Source organism: Chitinophaga sp., from assembly GCF_036569185.1.
Lineage (GTDB): Bacteria > Bacteroidota > Bacteroidia > Chitinophagales > Chitinophagaceae > Chitinophaga.
Window position 1 is genome coordinate 1 of the sequence record NZ_DATCRD010000233.1, and the last position, 18,198, is coordinate 18,198.

The window sequence follows — 18,198 nt, forward strand, 5'->3', positions numbered from 1 at the left end:
GCTTATGTACCCTGCCCAACGGCGACCTGGGCGTAGCTACCCGCCGCGGCGATATATTTATAGTAGAGAATCCTACCAGCAAATCGCCCTACTTCAGGAAAGTAGCGTCCGGGCTGCATGAGGTACTGGGACTGGCCTATAAGAATGGTTCCCTCTACTGTGCACAGCGCGGCGAGCTCACCAAAATGACCGATACCAATATGGACGGTAAAATGGACCTGTTTGAAACCGTATACGCATGGCCTTTATCCGGTCACTATCATGAATACAGTTTCGGCCCTGTACTGGGTACCGACGGTTCCTTCTTTGTTTCCGGCAACGTTGCCTTTGGCGATGAAGAATGGTGGCGCGGTGAAAGCCGCGTGCCCTGGAGAGGCTGGATGATGCACATCACAGAAGACGGTAAGATGGAGCCATGGGCCACCGGTTTCCGCTCTCCCTGCGGACTCGGCACCATTGATGGGGAGTTGTTCTATACAGAAAACCAGGGCGACTGGATGGGCTCCGGTGGTTTAACCCATGTGAAAAAAGGCAGCTTTGTGGGCCACCCGGCTGGTTTGCGCTGGACTAACCTGCCCAACTCACCGGTGAAGCTCACTACGGAAGAGCTTTACGCCAAAGTAGACCCGCGTTTCCGCAGGGATGCCAATGGCCGCGCTATCAAACCGGAAAACGTAGAGAACGAAAAATTTGTGACGCTGTTTGATATGAAGAAATATTTCCCTGAAGTACAGTTGCCTGCTGTTTGGCTGCCACACGGTGTTTTAGGGATCTCCAATGCACAGCTTACTACTATTCCCGAAGGAACTTTTGGCCCGTTTGCCAAACAGGTGCTGATCGGCGACCAGGGGCAAAGTAAAATTGTAAGGGTTTATCTTGAGAAAGTAAATGGCGAATACCAGGGCGCTGCCTGGGATTTCAGAAGCGGCTTCCAGTCGGGCGTATTGCGTTTAGCCTGGGGTAAAGACGGTTCCCTCTTTGTAGGTGAAACCAACCGTGGATGGGGCTCTGCCGGCGATGCCAACCAGGGCCTGCAACGCCTGGTATGGAACAACAAAATACCGTTTGAAATGAGAACGGTAAACGCCATGCCCGATGGATTTGAAATTACCTTCACTTTACCGGTAGATAAAAAGTATGCAGAAGATATTGCTTCTTACAACGTGGAAAGCTTTATCTATAAATACCACCCGGTGTATGGAAGCCCTACCGTTAACACGGAGAAGCTTACTATTAAAGGTGTTCAGGTATCTCCTGATGGGATGAAGGTGCGCCTGGTGGTCGACGGGCTGCGTCAGTACTATATTCATAAGCTGTCGCTGAACGGTATCCGTACCCAGGAAAATTCCTATTCACTGGTACATCCTGATGTGTACTATACGCTGAATAACATCCCTGATGGCGCTAAACTGGCGGTATCTGCACTGAGCACTAAAAACTCTGCGGCTAAACCTGCTACTACTGCTACTAAAATAGCAGACGCGAAAGCAGCTTCCACAGCGGCAAAGGCGGCTCCTGCAAAAGCGCTGACCTACGAGCAGGTGAAGCCATTGCTGAACAAATACACCTGTTCTTCCTGTCATAATCCTGATAAAAAGCAGGTGGGACCAGGTTTCCGTGATGTAGCAAAAAGGAATTACTCTGTTGCCAAAATACTGGCGCTGATAAAAAATCCACAGCCGGAAAACTGGCCTGGCTATGCTACGCCAATGCCTCCGTTCCCGCAGGTTCCACAGGCAGATGCGGTGAAGATCGCTACCTGGATCAACTCGCTGAAATAAGCTGATTGCATAAAAAAAGAAATGGATCGGGTATAATTTATATCCGGTCCATTTCTTTTTTTATGAAGACAATCAACGGCAGGTGAACTTTTTTTCGTCACCCCTGTTAACTATGTATCACTATGAAAAACACCTATAGCGGCAAGGCCCTCCTGTATTTGTTTTTCCCATAACTGACGATGATAAAGATACGGTTGATAAACAGGCATAACATCTTGTAGATAATCCGAGATGTGCAGGGGCGGGCCCTTAAGCGATGTAGCGCCCGCCCTTTTTTATTCAGGTAAGACTGAACATGAACCCGATTCCGTAAATATTGCGGATACTGATATTTTCATTCCCCTGGAAGTATTTGCGGAAGCGGGATACAAATACATCTAAACTTCTTCCTACAAAATAATCATTCGTTCCCCATACCTGGTGAAGGATATCTTCCCGCCGGATCACCTTGTTGCTGTTGTGATAGAAGTGCAACAGCAGGTCGCTTTCCAGTGGCGTAAGAATAGTTTCTTTCCCGTTGCCGGTGAGTTTGAGAGAATCTTTGTGAAAACGCATGCCGCCAAGTTCAATGGCATTGCCTGCAGAGATGCTGTTAACGGTCTGGTTCCTTTTCAGGATATTTTTGATGCGGAGCACCAGTTCATCCACATCAAAGGGCTTTACAATGTAATCGTCTGCTCCTATTTTCAGACCATACAGCCGGTCTTTCTTTTCACCACGCGCCGTCAGGAAAAGGAACGGAACATTGGGTTGTATCTTTACCAGTTCCTGCGCCAGTTCAAAGCCATCCATTTCAGGAAGGTTGATATCTATCAGTACAATATGCCAGGCAGCAGGAGTAGCAGTAAAAGCCTCCAGCGCCGCGCGGCCGTTTTGTTGCCAGTCGACAGTGAAATCCATCAGCTCCAGGTATTGTTTCACAACGTTACCGAGATCGGTTTCATCTTCTACCAGCAGAATGTGATGTTTCATAGCGTTATATTTTTGAAGGTATGGTAATTACGAAAGTACTGCCTGCACCAGGCTCGCTGTTCACTTTTATGGTCCAGCCATGTGCATCCACACATTGTTTAACGTAGTAAAGCCCCAGCCCCAGGCCCTTGGTGGGCCTGGACAGGTTAGGCTGGTGCCGGTAGAATTTTTCAAAGATATGGCGGAGGGTAGCAGTGTTCATGCCAATGCCGTTGTCTTGTATAATTAATACAATAGTTTCTTTTTCCCGCAGCGTGGTGATGGTAATGATTTTCTCCGGCTGGTCGTTGTACTTCACGGCATTGTCCAGTATATTCTGAAGCAGGGTAGTGAAGTGAAAGGCATCCGCTTCTATCATAAGCGGGTGGCCACCGCTGTGAAAATCGAAGCGGATAGCCTGCTTCATGGTATTTAAACTGTATACCGCCAATATGCCTCTGATCAGTTCATTCAGATCAGTGGTAGTGGTTTTGAGCGCCAGCTTTTCCGTGGCGGCAATGTTGATCACTTTTTCCACCAGGAGCTTCAGCCGTTCCGCCTGCCGGTGAATGATTTCAGACAATGCGGTAACGCTTTGTTTATTATCCAGTGTTTTTTCATTCTGAATATTTTTATTGGCGACAATAATGGCCGTGATAGGCGTATTAAATTCGTGGGTAATGTTGTTAATGAAATCAGATTTCATATCCGACAAATGTTTTTGCCGGATCCATTTGAACAGGGTGATGGCAAAAAGCGTAATCACTGCCAGCAGGGTAAGTAAGCCGGGGAGGATGGTATATTTCATTTGCTGCAGCACCAGTGTGCGGCGGTTATAGGGATCGGCATAAAAGGAAAACGACAGGGAATAGGAATAGGGCAGGGGAGAACTGGCTACCAGGGAGGAGGCCGCGCTGTTTTCATTCAGTTGCTGCAGGTTACCGCAAATAAAAAGCCCCATCTCTTTTTGCCTGCTGGCCGGGATAAGCGGGTATTTTTTAAAACGGTTATAAACGTTCACGTACTGGCTGTCTTTGAACTTGATATCCAGCCGGTGTATGCACAACGCAAACAGCAGGGAATCTTTGATACCATCATTGGCTTTAATGGCTTTCAGCATGCTGTCGGTATTTTCATGTTTTACCAACTCCAGGATGATGCGGTTCACCAGGTGCTGTGAAGCGGTATCGAAACCGTGGCGGTTAGTATTATACAGCTGTTCCAGGTAAGGGTATTGCGGCACTATGATGCTGTCAAGCAGTGGTTGTCCGCCTGGGAACAGTTTATCGTTGGCAATAGCCAGGTTATAGGCTTCGCCGATCCTTCCTTTTTCCACGTAGTTAAAACGACTGTCCAGCAACTGATAGGTATTATATATCAGGAAAAACTGTACAATAGCCAATGCGATAATACAGATAACCGCTGTCAGGATATACAGCTTGATCGAATGCCTCATGCTTCGCTTTGTTACTTTTGGTTGACTTTTCCTCTTCTTTAACGCCTGCCCCAATGCTTTTAAATTCTGTTTACAATCCGTTAGGGATTTTTTAAAATTGATTAGATTCCTGTTGGCTATTTTCACCAGTAAGATACTACTTTTTTTCTATTGGAAAATCGATTTAGCATTTTTTATAAAATCCCTGTATGAAGAGATATTCAAGGCATGTATTGCCGGCCGGGGGCAGTTTTATTGCCATAGCCGCTTTTGGGTTTCAATGTATCGCTGGTCCGGCGCAGACGGGTGTGGCTGATGTGCTCGCCGCTACATGCCACAACTCCGTAACTGATACCGCTGCTACGCCGCCTCCCACCTGGCAGGAACACTGGTTTGAGCATCGGCAGGAGATGCGCCGGGTATTCAGCAATGCCTCCATATCCGTGTACTACGACAAAGAAACGCCCGGAACCATTACCTGGCCGGATACCCTGCTAACGAAAGTATGGAACTACACTACCCGGACCTATGGCGCCTTTGGAAAGGATAACCGCCTGTTTGTACTGCTGCATACCGGCAAATATGCGGGCGGGCACCCGTCTACTTATTTTGATGCAAGCCACGACTACCGCAATGTAATTGACGTAGGGCACGAGGGCGACTGGTTAAGCCCCACCGGCTGGAACCTGGATGCGGCTGTACACGAGGTAGGGCATATTGTAGAAGGGGCGTCCAAAGGAGTGCATGGCTCCCCGGCTTTCCCGATATGGAAAGACAGCAAATGGATGGAGATTTACCAGTACGACGTGTACCGCGCACTTGGCTGGGATACTGAGGCGCAGCGCTGGTTCGACATGCAGATGAAAGGATCCGACAATTTTCCGCGGCCGGGAACACAGTGGTTTAAAAACTGGTTTTACCCGGTGTATCATCAATATGGCGGCGCTAAAGTGCTGAACAATTTCTTCACCTTGCTGGCCGCAAATTTCCCCCGTAACGGTAACGCCTATACGCGTGATTTGAATTGGGGGGAATTCATCCATTTCTGGAGCGGGGCCGCAGGGGTGAACCTTAAACCCCAGGCAACTATTGCCTTTGGCTGGCCCGATGAATGGGAGTTGCAGTTCCGGCAGGCGCAGAAGGATTTTCCGGGTGTAAAATACAAATGATGAAGGCAAGCCGTTACATCTTGTGGAAAACGGCCCCATGTAGATCCGGAAGTTGGGGCCAGCCGGAACTCTCCCGGTAGGTGCGGGCGCCGTATCAACAGCCTATTAGGCCCCGGCCGGGAATTACAAAAGTTTTCTGCGGGGAGGCTGGGGTAACTACACTTATGAAGCCATTTATACTGCAGGGCACTTATTATTTATGCCTGCCTCCATCATAATACTTACCTGCCATCAGCGAAAGCGGTATCCCGATCATGACTATAAGGATAGCCATATTAATAACGGAGTTCACCAGGCGCAGCGGCCCATGCGGTACCTGGCTAAGCGGAACCACCAAGAGGTTCATTACACACCATACCAGTAACCCATAGATAATTCCTGTTGCCACAGGATGCCTGCGGAGGCCCGGCAGCTTCGGGTAAATAAGGAAGAAAACGAACGACCATACCAGTGCAATCAGGTAATGGAACAACAGTCCCCACCAGATCATGGCCGGCCCGGCATTAAACGCCGCTTTCCCAAATACGCCGCTGCTAATGTATACCAGGACCCTGCTCACCGGCTGGCCATGACTGGCAATCGAAAAATATACAAATGCGGATAGGATATCCAGGGTGCCAGTAACAAGACCGGCCAGTAATACGGCACCCGGAAAAGAGAAATCAGCACGCATGTGATTTGTTTTTATATAAGAAAAAAACGGAGCGCTACATATCTCCTTAAATTAAAAAAATCCGCTATAAAAACCTTATAACTGGTAAGATTTTCCTCTTTTAGGTTACCCTATTATTAAGAAATATTAAAAATGGCTTAAAATTTTTTAGCATTAAATTGATTATCAACTATATACAATATTAATAAAATAAAATTTAAACAAACGATTAAATAAACGATTGTTTAAATCAAACGTTTGTTTAATTTTGCTTTGTCAAATTTATAAAAAGGAACATGGAAGAATATAGTGAAAAACAGCTCTCGATTTTAAAGGTTGCAGAGCGGCTATTTGCCGATCAGGGCTTTCATGGCACATCGGTAAGGGATATAGCACAGGAAGCAGATGTGAACATCGCCATGATCTCCTATTATTTTGGTTCGAAAGACAAATTGCTGGAAACTATTTTCAAATACAGGATGGAGGCTTCCCGGAAGTTCATCAATGAATTATTGGAGAACGATACCATGGAGCCACTGGAGAAAATAAACAGCCTGATCGACCGGTTCGTTAATAAAATGCTTGGAGAGCAATATTTCCAGTGCATTATGAGCCGCGAACAGCTGAACAGCCAGCAGAGCCCTATCAGGGATCTTATCTGGCAACTGAAAGGAGAAATGCTCGGTTTGATGCGCCCCATCGTTACACAGGCCCAGGAGGCCGGCATCTTTTATAAAGATGTGGATGTGGAAATGCTGATGACCACTTTATTCGGGACTATTCACCAGGTAATACCTGCCCAGCATATATTAAGAAGCAGCTCCGGGGCGACAGATCTGAACGACGATGAATACAGGGAGTTTTTGAAAAACAGAGTAAGTACACATTTAAAAAAATTGTTTAAAGCAATCCTAAAACATGAATTCTAAAAGCATATACACACGATTATATGCGCTTGCATCGGGAATCCTGCTGGCTTTTTTCTTTCAGACAGCATCCGCACAACAGAGCGTAAAACCGCTTTCGTTAAATGAAGCCATATCGCTGAGTATACAAAACAGCAAACAATTAAAGGTGAGCCATGCAAAGGTAGAACAGGCCACCGCCTCACTGAAAGAAGCCAATGAAGGCCAGTTGCCGGATGTAAGCATTTCAGGTTCTTATCTCAGGCTTACACAACCGAATCTTGACCTGAAACTGAAAATGGGTGATGATAACAACGGAGGAACCAAAACCGAAAGCCCCAAAGTGAACCAGGCTGCATATGGAATGGCAAATGTAACACTGCCGATCTTTGCCGGTGGAAAACTCCAGAGTGGTAAGGAATCTGCCCGTTACCTGGCAGAAGCCGCCCGCCTGGATGTAGATAAAGACCGTGAAGATGTGATACAGAATACCATCGCTGCCTACAGCAATCTTTATAAAGCAAAAGCTGCGGTAGCACTGGTGCAGGAAAACATCCGCCAGTCGGATGAAAGAGTGAGGGAATTTTCCAATAAGGAAAAGAATGGTCTCCTTGCCCGTAACGATCTCTTAAAAGCAGAGCTGCAGCAATCCAATTACCAGGTGGCACTGATGGATGCCGAAAACAACCTGAAAATTGCCAACCTCAATATGGATATCATGCTGGGCCTGCCCGATAATACAGTAATTGAGGTAGACAGCACCGCTTTTAAAGTAGATGATAAAGTAGATGGCCGCGGTGTGGCAGAGTTTGAGCAGCTGGCTTATCAAAACCGTAAAGATGCGGCTTCACTGGGCGCCCGTGAGAAAGCAGCCAATGCCGGTATCAAAGGAGCAAAGGCGGATTATTTCCCGTCACTCGCTGTAACCGGCGGATACGTGGCGGCTTATATTCCTAACGTGGTAACTATCACCAATGCGGTGACTGCCGGTGTGGGTTTAAAATATAATCTCTCTTCCCTCTGGAAAACAGGCACAAAAGTAAATTACGCAAAAGCGCAACTGGCGGAAGTACAGGCCAATGAGGCCAGGCTCATAGATGGTATTCATCTCGACGTATATCAATCTTACGAAAACTACCTCCTGAGCCATAAGAAAATGGATACTTATATCAAGGCGATAGAACAGTCAGAAGAAAATTACCGGATTACGAAGAATAAGCATGACAACAACCTGGCTACTACCACTGATCTGCTGGATGCTGATGTAGCAAATTTGCAGGCGCATCTCAACTATGCGTATGCAAAGGCCGATGCACTGGTAGCTTACAACAAACTGTTACAGTCAGCCGGTTTACTGGAATCCAACAATAAATAATACCACAAACCAATAAATATCAAAGCCGTGGAAACGCAAACACAAACAAAACCTACTAACAATATAAACATGCAGGAAACAACCGCACCTAAAAAGAAAAGTAAAGGGTTCGTCATAGTGCTGGCAGTGCTGGTGCTTGGTGGCGGTGCATTTGGTATCACTAAATATATTCATGCCCAACATCATGAAGAAACAGATAACGCACAGATAGATGCCAATGTAAGCCCTGTTATACCCCGTGTATCCGGTTACGTGAAAGAAGTGAGAGTGAAAGATAACCAGTTTGTGAAGAAAGGCGATACACTGGTAGTGCTGGACGACCGCGACCTGGCCCTTAAAGTGCAGGCGGCAGAAAACGCCCTTTATGCAGCACAGGCTAACCTGGGTGCGGCTGAGGCTTCCACTGTAGCGGCAGAAGCAGGTATCAGCACCGCGCAGGCACAGATCAGCACTATTGATGCACAGATCGAAGCTGCCAAAGTAAACCTCTGGAGAGCCAGCCAGGATTACGAGCGTTATGCTAACCTGATCAAAGATCACTCTATCACCCAACAGGAATTTGAGCAGGCATCTGCCGCCAAACAAACTGCTGAACGTCAGCTCGATGTACTGTCCCAACAAAAAGCTGCCGCCAGCCGTCAGACACATGTAGTGGCTTCCCAGAGCGGTGCTACCTCCAAGCAGATCAATATTGCCAATGCAGGTATCAAACAACGTGAAACCGATGTGGCAGATGCAAAACTGAACCTGTCTTATGCCGTGATCCTCGCCCCGGAAGACGGCGTGCTGTCAAAGATCTATGTGCAACCAGGCCAGTTTGTTACAGCAGGACAATCATTGTTCAGCGTAGTACTGAGCACTACTCCATGGGTAGTGGCCAACTTCAAGGAAACACAGCTGGATAAAATGAAACTGGGTCAGAAGGTAACTGTACATATCGATGCTTATCCTGAAAAAGCACTGGAAGCGAAAGTTACTTCCTTCTCCCCGGCTACAGGTTCTAAATTCGCGCTGTTACCTCCGGATAATGCGTCTGGTAACTTCGTGAAAGTGGTACAACGTTTACCGGTTAAAATCGAGTTCGATAATCCGAACGACGAAGTGGTAAAACAGCTGCGCCCGGGTATGAACGTGTTGGTAGATGTGCATCTCAACTAATCATATACATGAATAACAACTCATCCGGAGTTAATAATTAATGGAAACCATACTAATAATTAACAGACAGGCGTAATCGATAAATCAAAGGAAACCTAACAGAAAGGATCATGTCCGACATTAATTATTAACTCCGGGTAAAATTGTACTCATTCAAAATACAAGTGCTGCATGCAACAAGAATCCTTGATAGAATACGGCTCGCGCAGGGTGATTATCACCATCACCGCTATATTTTGCGCGTTGCTGGAGATAGTGGACACCACTATCGTAAATGTGGCGTTGAATGACATGCGGGGTAACATGGGCGCCACGCTCAGTGAAATTGGTTGGGTGGTTACAGCTTACGCCATTGGTAACGTAATCATTGTACCGATGACCAGTTGGTTATCACAACAATTTGGTCGCCGTAACTATTTTGCGGCCTCCATCATCATATTCACCGCTTCTTCCTTCCTTTGTGGTAACTCCACCAGTATGTGGGAGTTGATTATCTTCCGTTTCATACAAGGTTTAGGAGGTGGTGCATTGCTGGTAACCTCACAAACAATTATCACCGAAAGTTACCCGCCCGAAAAACGCGGTATTGCCCAGGCCATCTATGGTTTAGGGGTGATCATTGGTCCAACCTTAGGACCTCCTTTAGGTGGTTTCATTACCGATAATTACTCCTGGCCTTATATCTTCTATATTAATATACCCATCGGCGTTATTGCTACCCTGCTTACTCTGCAGTTTGTACGTAGCCCGAAATATGGAGAAAAACGCGGCATGAGTGAAATCGACTTCCTCGGAATCGGGCTACTGGCCGTAATGGTAGGCTCCCTGCAGTTTGTGCTGGAGCGCGGACAGGAAGACGATTGGTTTAATGATCCCACTATTACGGCATTAAGCGTCACCAGCGCACTGGCATTGTTCTTTTTCATCTGGCGTGAGCTGACATACAAGAATCCCATCGTGGAACTGAGGGTACTGAAAAACGGGAATCTCCGGGTAGGTACCGTCCTGTCCTTTATCATGGGTTTTGGATTATACGGCTCTACGTTTATTATTCCTTTATACACGCAAGGTTCATTGGGATGGACCGCTACCCAGTCTGGTATGCTCATGATTCCTGCCGCCTTAACTACGGCTTTCATGATGCCACTGATTGGTACGCTGCTGGGAAAAGGCTTCCCACAACAATACATGGTAGCCAGCGGGATGTTCCTGTTCTTTGTGTTCTGTTTCTGGGGGTATAAAATCATTACGCCGGCTGATACCGGCTCAGATGCCTTCTTCTGGATGCTGATTGTACGTGGGGTAGGTATGGGATTACTCTTCATTCCGATTACCACTTTATCATTGTCTGGATTAAAAGGCCAGGAAATCGGCCAGGGGGCGGCCTTCACAGGTATGATGCGTCAGTTGGGAGGTTCCTTTGGGGTGGCATTGATCACTACCTTCATGGCCCGCCGCAATATGATGCACCGCAGCGACCTGGTAGCTAAACTGGATGTGAATGATCCGGATGTCATTAACCGGGTAAACAATTTACAACACACTTTTGGGGCCAAAGGAATGGATCCGCATAAAGCGCTGAACAGCGGATACCAGTTACTGGATTATACTGTTAGCAGACAGGCCGCTACTTTATCGTACATGGATGTATTCCTGTACCTGGGCATACTCTTCCTGATCTGTGTGCCATTTGTACTGATGGTAAAAGCGAAGAAAGCACCGAAACTTGATCCGTCTGCTATGCACTAACGGAAATAGTTTTCAACATAAAATATTGTTGCAATAACAGTGTAACAGTTGTAGGTTTAGGTAAATAAGCCCCGATCTTAATCGGGGCTTTTTGTTTTTTAAGGCGCAATGAATTAAATTCATGGAAACGCCCCGCTATGGAAACATTCGGCCATGTAAGAATGGTAATAGGATTTATCCTGAGCCTCAGCATTGCGCACCTGCTTAAAGGCACCGCTAAATTCATTCAGCATCCTAACCGGGAAAAGCCTTACTGGATACATCTTTCATGGGTAGCCTATATCTTTATACTGCTGGTACATTTCTGGTGGTGGGAGATGCCTTTGCACGCGCTTAAAAAATGGACCTTCCCGGAATATATCTTTATCATCTCCTTTATTACTACTTTCTTCCTGCTTTGTGCATTACTATACCCTGATGACCTGAAAGATTATAAAGGTTACCAGGATTATTTTTATTCAAGACGGAAATGGTTCTTTGGCGTACTGGGATTTTCGTTTATGGCAGATGTGGTGGACACGCTGATAAAAGGGCACGATTATTTTCATCATTTCGGGATAGAATACCCCATCCGCAATATCCTGCATATTATCCTCTGCCTGATGGCTATCAGGATCAGCAACCGCACCTTTCACGGGGCGCTGGTAATTGCATTTATCCTTTATGAAATGAGTTATATATTGCGGTTGTATCTTGCCGCTGCCACCTGATACCTTAAAGGCGGATGCCCGCTTTTTTATAGATAAAGCTCAGCAGCCATGCCGGGCCTATGAGCAGGAATTGAAGGTCCTTGAAAAAGGAAGGCTTGGCCCCTTCAATTTTATGGCCTATAAACTGTCCTATCCAGGCCAGTACAAAAATAAACAACGCCACCTGCCATATCACCAGTGGGGTAGCCGCTATCAGTCTCCATAGCCATAAGCATATCACCCCGATCAGCAGCATCCCTCCCGCCAGGGAAGGGGAGAGGCGCAGGTAGTAAATGATCAGCAGCAGTAACGCTACATGCGCCACTGATATATAAGCGTGCACGCCAATGGGCAGGGGGATGGCATATAAAAAACCAACAATGCTAAAGAAAATAGCGGGCACACAAATCCAGTGGATCAGTTTATTGGTATGGTTACGGTGGCTGCTGCCGTACTCGTCCAGCCATTGATGGATTGTTCTCATAGCGGTGGCGGTTTATAAAGTGCTACTATTAAAATACGTTAAATAAGGGAGAAGTGGAGAAAGTGGGGAGGATTTATTTACCCCTGATCATCACTTTTTTCATGCCTTCCCTTCCAAAGAATACAGGGAAATACATCATTTCCGCTTTCGCAGGGTTCAGGTGGTAATATCCTGTATAACGAGGCATAAGAGACACTGTAAACCGGTATTTACCCTTGTTTAAATAGTTGCAGAAGATGCTTACCTTGTTTTTAAAGTATTCCCGGTGTACTTCATTATTCTGCCATTGCTCCTCCTTACTTTCATAGGAGCATCCTGCGGGGATGGGAATTTCTACCATCACGTAATCTGCGTCTGCTTTTACATCCAAAGTTACCTCCATAGTTACGCTATGCCCTGCTGTGAGAAAGTTTACGGCGGTATCCTGTTGTAAGAACCGGCTGCTTACACTGAACTGATGGTCGGCCGGCAACGGATTGGGATTCCAGCATTGCTGCCAGCCAGTAAAGTATACCGTTCCACCGCCTTGTTTAGCAATGCTCAGTGGTTTCCCGGTGTTGAAAGTATGACTGTAGGGAAACGAAGTAACCGTTTCACCGTTTATCTGAAGCACCGGCGTCTGCATTTCTACAGTTTGCAGCGCATCGGGCAGGATAGTGGCCAGGATACCGGCGGACTCATAGGTATTCCGCCAGTTCCCGCTGTGCCGCTTTTCCATGAACCAGCCGCGGATATTACGCAGCAGATCGTCATGGCCGCCTTCCGCCCGTAGTATTTTATAGGCCAGCAACGTGAGCTGTACGCTATTGTTAAACAAATGATAGCTGTCTTCTCCCCAGTAACTATTACCGAACATAGTGATTTGCCTGGCGTTTATTAATGAGGCTGTATTTACGGGCATGCCAGCCTGTTGCTTCAGGTATAACAGCCGGAACTGGTCATATTTACTGCCTTTATTTGCAGGGATAGTATCCAGGTACGCAGGGAAATTAATTTTTGCATCAAGGTCGTACAATGTTTCCAGGAGGGTGATTTTGTCGGTATACGCAATACTGTTCAGCTGGTATACATAATAATTGATCAGTGCAGTTTTGTCGACATTAACCTGGAAGCGTTCTTTTTCCGCCAGTAATAACGCCTTTGTTACATGTTGCAAGATCCAGTATACAGAAGTGCTTTTGTTCCACCAGCCCCAGCCTCCATCTTTATTCCTGTTTTGTTCCAGTTTACGGATGAGCTCAGGGATCTTTTTACTATTCTTAAATGATTGGCCCAGGAATTTACGGGCCTGCTTCTCCAGCAGCAAGCCAATCAGCTTGGAGGCTAACTGTTCGTTGCAGAGATATTCATAGCGCTGAAGATGATCTGCTTCATCCAGCAGTACCGGTAATATGCCGGTGCAGGCATATAAATGAACAGGAGCGGTGTCTCCGGGAAGGGATAGTGTGAAGCTGGTGTCTGGAGCTAATACAGCAAAAATGCCATTGGTTTCCTTTACCCCTTTTTCAAACAGAGGGATAGACCGGTATTCGCCATCGAAGTATTCGCGTGGGCCTGTGATAGTATATTTAAAGGAGATGCTGTCGCCCAGGAATGGAACACGTATAGGAAAAGTATCGATTATGCTGTTGCGCACACCTACAGAGCGGGTGCTGGTAAGCAGCTGATTAGTAAAGAAACTGCGGTTCACCATAGCGCTGTCGTTACCATAGTTCAGTATTTTTCCAATAATATTAAGGCTGTCGCCTGCAATCGCGAAAGCGGGAAGCGATAGTCCTGCACTCAGCGGTTTGTATGATTTGATCAGTGTTTGTGCACTGCCGGTTTGCCCCTGGTCTGTAAAGGCAAGTGCATAGGTTTTCCAGCTGGTGATATCATCCGGGAAAGTAACTTTAAAAGAGGTTTCTCCTTTTTCATCAGTTCGTAGCCGCGGTTGCCAGAATGCATCATCGCGGAAGTTGCTGCGCAGGGTGTTGGCATCTCCCGGTAATATTTCCTGGCCGGCAGCCGCCATAATACCGGCTTTGCTGCTGGTGATGAGGATCACTCCATTGGCGGCCCTGGCGCCGTAAATAGCGGTAGCGGCAGCATCTTTCAGCACCGACATGTTTTTTATAATTGAAGGGTCTATGCTATCCAGGAAACCCTCGTAAGGGATACCGTCGATGATGATGAGGGGTGGTGCAACGCTTGTACTGCCAGCGCCGCGGATCATAATGCCTGCAACGGCGCCGCTGAGGCCATTGGTGACATAGTGGGAAACCGCCCCGGTCGTTGACGCTCTGCGTTGCCTACCGTAACCTATTACTACGGTTTCATTCAAAGACTGGAATGCCGGTTCCAGTTTTATCTCTAAAAAATCCTGGTCGCCCAAGGTAACAGTGGCGGTTTGATAGCCTACAAAACTGACGTTGAGTTGCCCCTTTTCCGTAACAGCCAGGGAGAATTGTCCTTTTCCATTGGTCATGATACCATACTTCGTTCCTTTCAGGGTAATAACAGCCCCGGGAATAGGGCCATTCTTATCTGTAACAATACCCGTTATACGACGGGTAAAGGTAGAGGTATCAAGGTATTGACTATTGAAAGGCACTGTGAAATCGGCCGCCGCGTAGGAAGACAACTGTTGTGTTTCATAGTCCTTCCAGTCCAGTATAGCCTTTGATAATGCAGCGCTGGTAGAATCTTTCTGCATCAGCTTCCTGGCATGTAACCGGTAAAAAGTATTACCGCCGCTATTAGCTTTCAGGCTGTCGGCTACATAGTACCTGTTTTTTTTCAGTAGCACCAGCAGGCGGTAGTAACCAGGCTCAAGATTGGAAAGCGCTGTAGTTTGGCCCCTGTAAATGCGGATATAGGCGGGATCGTTGTACCGGTAAAGGAATAGTTGCCGTGGCGACTCTTTAAGCGCCGTATCAGTTGCAATGGTGACATTACAGACCGTACGGCCTGTTTTTTCACTGGCATACAGCTCCTGGTTAATCTGCAGGCCATCCTGGTAATCGTTCCATATACTGTCTGTTTCATATTCCGTAAGTACCTGGTCATACAGGCGTGGCTCGCCCGGCTCTTTCGGCAGAAAGAGCTTAAATAAAGCATCGCCGCTGATACTTTTTTCTTTCACCACGCCTTTCTGTATATCAAATGTATAACCTGGCTCGGGTATAAAAGGCTGTGTAAATAAGCCTTTCACAATATAGTCGGCGTGATTGCTTTTCAATGGCCCGGCCAGGCGGATATTTTTTCCATAGCCGTTGCCGCCATTAAACCATTGTATATTTCCACCCTGGTTTATGTACGTATAGGCATTCCTGTCGTCCACCAGGAACGGTACCAGGTAACGCTTGCGAAGATTTATCTCCAGCGGGCTTAGGTTGTTTGGCATTTTACGGATGTATATTTGCCCACCAGGCTGATCAGCAGCAATGCTTACGTAAGTTTTAAGCCCCGGAGCGGCATATACACTATCAACGATAATTTCTTTATCGTAAGTCCGGATCTCGAGTTTATGTTTACCAGGGCTTACTGCAAAACTATACACCGGCTGGAGGTTTGTATTAGCGAAGAACACCGGCTGTTCATCTATCTTCATATGACTGATAAACTGTATAGCGCCTTTATCCGTAACAAATGGTGATATCTGTGTAACGCCGTGCCTCGCGGGCTCAGTACTGTAGCGTATGCCATCCGGATGAAGGAACCGGTAGTAGGCATTGCTGTCCAGTGCCATCTCATTTTTCCACCGCTCCCAGTTCATTACCTTTAAACCTGATGTTGTTCTCCTGCTGGCCAACCGCTGCCGGCTATATGCTTTCCGCATAGCATACCTTTTATCAAGATAGGGCAAATCAGGTATGCCGTGGTTGAACTTGCTCGTCATGGCATAGGCAGTAACATCTGCATTCTTTACAGGCCGGCCTTCGGCATCGGTAACGGTGATGCCTATACGTGCAGTTTGCCCCGGGAAAACAGCTAAAGGATTATTGATGGTTACCTGTAATTGTTTTTCGCGGTAAGGGATGATAAACTGGTCGTCTTTCACTTTGTCATTCCATATATATTGAAGGGAAACGAAATAATACCCGCGTGTAACGGAAGCAGCCTTCCATGATAGCTGATGATCATAGCCCTGTGCTACCAGCTTGTTCCCGGCAAAGATGCTGTACCAGAAGTACAGGTTTTTGGGATTTGCAACATCTGCAAATACGGAATCGCGGGTACGACTGGCATTGCATTGGATCATCCTATTTTCATCAGCAGGAGTATAGCTGTCGCTGATACCTGTTGAGGTTACCTGGTAGGTATTTACATAAGGATGCAATGGTAATATAACAGGCAGCGATATGGCAGAAAATGCCACTGTGTCTTTCCGTTCGTTCAGCAACAGGAGGCTGGCTTGCGCAGGTATGGTATTGCCCGATCGTTTAAAGTCGATGGCCAGGCTATCGCCCCGGGGCGTGAAACTGATTTCATCCGTGTTATAGGAATATTGCTGGAATAGCTCGGTACGCTGGCTTTCGTTGTTGCTGTTCAGGAACTGTGCTTCAATATTATAGGAGAGGGATGCCGCAGGAAAAATACTGTCGGGCAATGTTACCTTTGTTTCTCCTGTCATATCCAGCGCTACTTCATGCTTCCATAACCATTCGGGCACGAATACAACCGGTGCATGATAACTAAACACAGTGGATGGTGTAACGGTAATGATTACACGTCCGTCCATTACCGGCAGGTCATTTTCGTCCGTAGCTTTCAGATATAAAGAAACCGGCGTACCGCGGGTATGTTCTTTTACGCTGGTATGGGCAGTAAAATGAATAGCTTTCAGCTCATATTCTTCATATTTAAAAGTGCCACGCATTAACACTTTTCGCCTGGCGAAATATTCATCATCTTCGAGCTCGGTTTCATTATTATCGGAGATGTATTTTCTGCTGTCCGGTGTTTCGAGTGTAAGCAGGTAATTATCATCCAGGTCAAGATCCAGGCTGTCGTTCAACGTCATTTCATAATCATAGCCTCCCGGCCGGTAAGGATGGATGGTAGCAAGAATAGTGTCGATATCTGCATTTTCATTGTAGAGTCTTAACAGCAGCGGCGCATTAACCGGCTTGTTATTTCTATTAATGATAAATGCTTTTATCCGGAGGGTATCGCCAGGTTTGTATTTGCCTTTGCTGAAAGCCATGAAGCCTTTGTATTTCTTTTCAAAGGGAGTGCCGCGTGAAAATGAAGATTCGTTATAGTTATAGCTTTTCCTTCGGGGAAACAGCTTCCTCCAGATAGATAGTTTTCCTTTACGATTCGGTGATGTCAGCTCAAAGAGGTTCAGTACCCGGTTGTGATACACCTGTATGGTACCACCTTTTTTATAACGCGGCAGGCGGTAGGTTTGCGTGCGCGCATCCCAGGGAATAGTGCGTTGCCGGATACTTACCTGTGCATTAGAAACAGGTTTCCCGTCTTTATCATGTATCAGCAGGGCAAGGTCGTAGTTATTGGTCACTACCTTCAGAAAAACATTTTGTACAGGTTTATATGTATACGACAGGTTGTTTTGCTGAGCGGAAACCACTATATAATTACCGGGTTCTATGGAGCCAGGAAAAGGGCTGTTGAACAGATACGTACCCGCCGCAGTATGCAGGTATTTTTCGCTGGCCCAGGGCCTGGATATTTTGTTGTACTCAAATATTTCCAGCGCTTCCTTATCCGTTATTTTATAGATGTTATTTCTTTCGCTCCTGGTTTTACTTTGGGAGATGTATTGCTGGGCGCTGGCCATAATGCTACATAAGCACAGCAAAAACAATGAAATTCTTTTCAAGATACAAGGATTATGTGTTGAAT

At 46.6% G+C, this 18,198-nt stretch carries 12 protein-coding genes; 7 read left to right on the top strand and 5 right to left on the bottom strand.

The window, feature by feature from the left end; all coding sequences use genetic code 11:
* A partial coding sequence (locus VIM72_RS17475) for a hypothetical protein (RefSeq protein ID WP_332004114.1) occupies positions 1–1,781 on the top strand: 1,781 nt, incomplete at its 5' end.
* A 279-nt stretch (positions 1,782–2,060) separates the two neighbouring features.
* Here VIM72_RS17475 and VIM72_RS17480 read toward each other — a convergent pair.
* Together VIM72_RS17480 and VIM72_RS17485 are read right to left on the bottom strand one after the other, a co-directional pair.
* Positions 2,061–2,753 (bottom strand): response regulator transcription factor, encoded by a 693-nt coding sequence (locus tag VIM72_RS17480; RefSeq protein ID WP_332004115.1) that lies wholly within the window; start codon positions 2,751–2,753, stop codon positions 2,061–2,063.
* A 4-nt stretch (positions 2,754–2,757) separates the two neighbouring features.
* Complete coding sequence (locus VIM72_RS17485; protein WP_332004116.1) at positions 2,758–4,188, bottom strand: HAMP domain-containing sensor histidine kinase; 1,431 nt, start codon at positions 4,186–4,188, stop codon at positions 2,758–2,760.
* A gap of 188 nt (positions 4,189–4,376) precedes the next feature.
* Here VIM72_RS17485 and VIM72_RS17490 point away from each other — a divergent pair, with 188 nt between their 5' ends.
* Complete coding sequence (locus tag VIM72_RS17490; protein ID WP_332004117.1) at positions 4,377–5,336, top strand: hypothetical protein; 960 nt, start codon at positions 4,377–4,379, stop codon at positions 5,334–5,336.
* A 193-nt stretch (positions 5,337–5,529) separates the two neighbouring features.
* On the opposite strand, the gene VIM72_RS17495 is transcribed toward VIM72_RS17490, so the two are convergent.
* On the bottom strand, positions 5,530–6,009 hold the full coding sequence (locus tag VIM72_RS17495) for a hypothetical protein (RefSeq protein WP_332004118.1): 480 nt from the start codon (positions 6,007–6,009) through the stop codon (positions 5,530–5,532).
* A gap of 275 nt (positions 6,010–6,284) precedes the next feature.
* Here VIM72_RS17495 and VIM72_RS17500 point away from each other — a divergent pair, with 275 nt between their 5' ends.
* The 5 genes from VIM72_RS17500 to VIM72_RS17520 all read left to right on the top strand — a co-directional run bounded on the left by VIM72_RS17500 (position 6,285) and on the right by VIM72_RS17520 (position 11,885).
* Positions 6,285–6,917: a TetR/AcrR family transcriptional regulator gene (locus VIM72_RS17500; RefSeq protein ID WP_332004119.1), complete on the top strand. Its 633-nt coding sequence runs from the start codon at positions 6,285–6,287 to the stop codon at positions 6,915–6,917.
* On the top strand, positions 6,907–8,268 hold the full coding sequence (locus VIM72_RS17505; protein ID WP_332004120.1) for a TolC family protein: 1,362 nt from the start codon (positions 6,907–6,909) through the stop codon (positions 8,266–8,268). Before VIM72_RS17500 ends, VIM72_RS17505 begins: the two co-directional genes overlap by 11 nt.
* 27 nt (positions 8,269–8,295) lie before the next feature.
* The gene (locus VIM72_RS17510) at positions 8,296–9,426 is read left to right on the top strand and encodes an HlyD family secretion protein (RefSeq protein WP_332004121.1); all 1,131 of its coding nucleotides are present in this window, start codon (positions 8,296–8,298) and stop codon (positions 9,424–9,426) included.
* 171 nt (positions 9,427–9,597) lie between these two features.
* The gene (locus tag VIM72_RS17515; protein ID WP_332004122.1) at positions 9,598–11,175 is read left to right on the top strand and encodes a DHA2 family efflux MFS transporter permease subunit; all 1,578 of its coding nucleotides are present in this window, start codon (positions 9,598–9,600) and stop codon (positions 11,173–11,175) included.
* A gap of 137 nt (positions 11,176–11,312) precedes the next feature.
* Complete coding sequence (locus tag VIM72_RS17520) at positions 11,313–11,885, top strand: hypothetical protein (protein ID WP_332004123.1); 573 nt, start codon at positions 11,313–11,315, stop codon at positions 11,883–11,885.
* Between the two features lie 4 nt (positions 11,886–11,889).
* Here the strand turns inward: VIM72_RS17520 and VIM72_RS17525 are convergent, their stop codons facing one another.
* Positions 11,890–12,348 carry a DUF962 domain-containing protein gene (locus tag VIM72_RS17525; RefSeq protein WP_332004124.1) on the bottom strand — a complete coding sequence of 153 codons (459 nt, stop codon included), beginning with the start codon at positions 12,346–12,348 and terminating at the stop codon, positions 11,890–11,892.
* 73 nt (positions 12,349–12,421) lie between these two features.
* The gene (locus VIM72_RS17530; protein ID WP_332004125.1) at positions 12,422–18,175 is read right to left on the bottom strand and encodes an alpha-2-macroglobulin family protein; all 5,754 of its coding nucleotides are present in this window, start codon (positions 18,173–18,175) and stop codon (positions 12,422–12,424) included.
* Between the last annotated feature and the right edge of the window lie 23 nt (positions 18,176–18,198).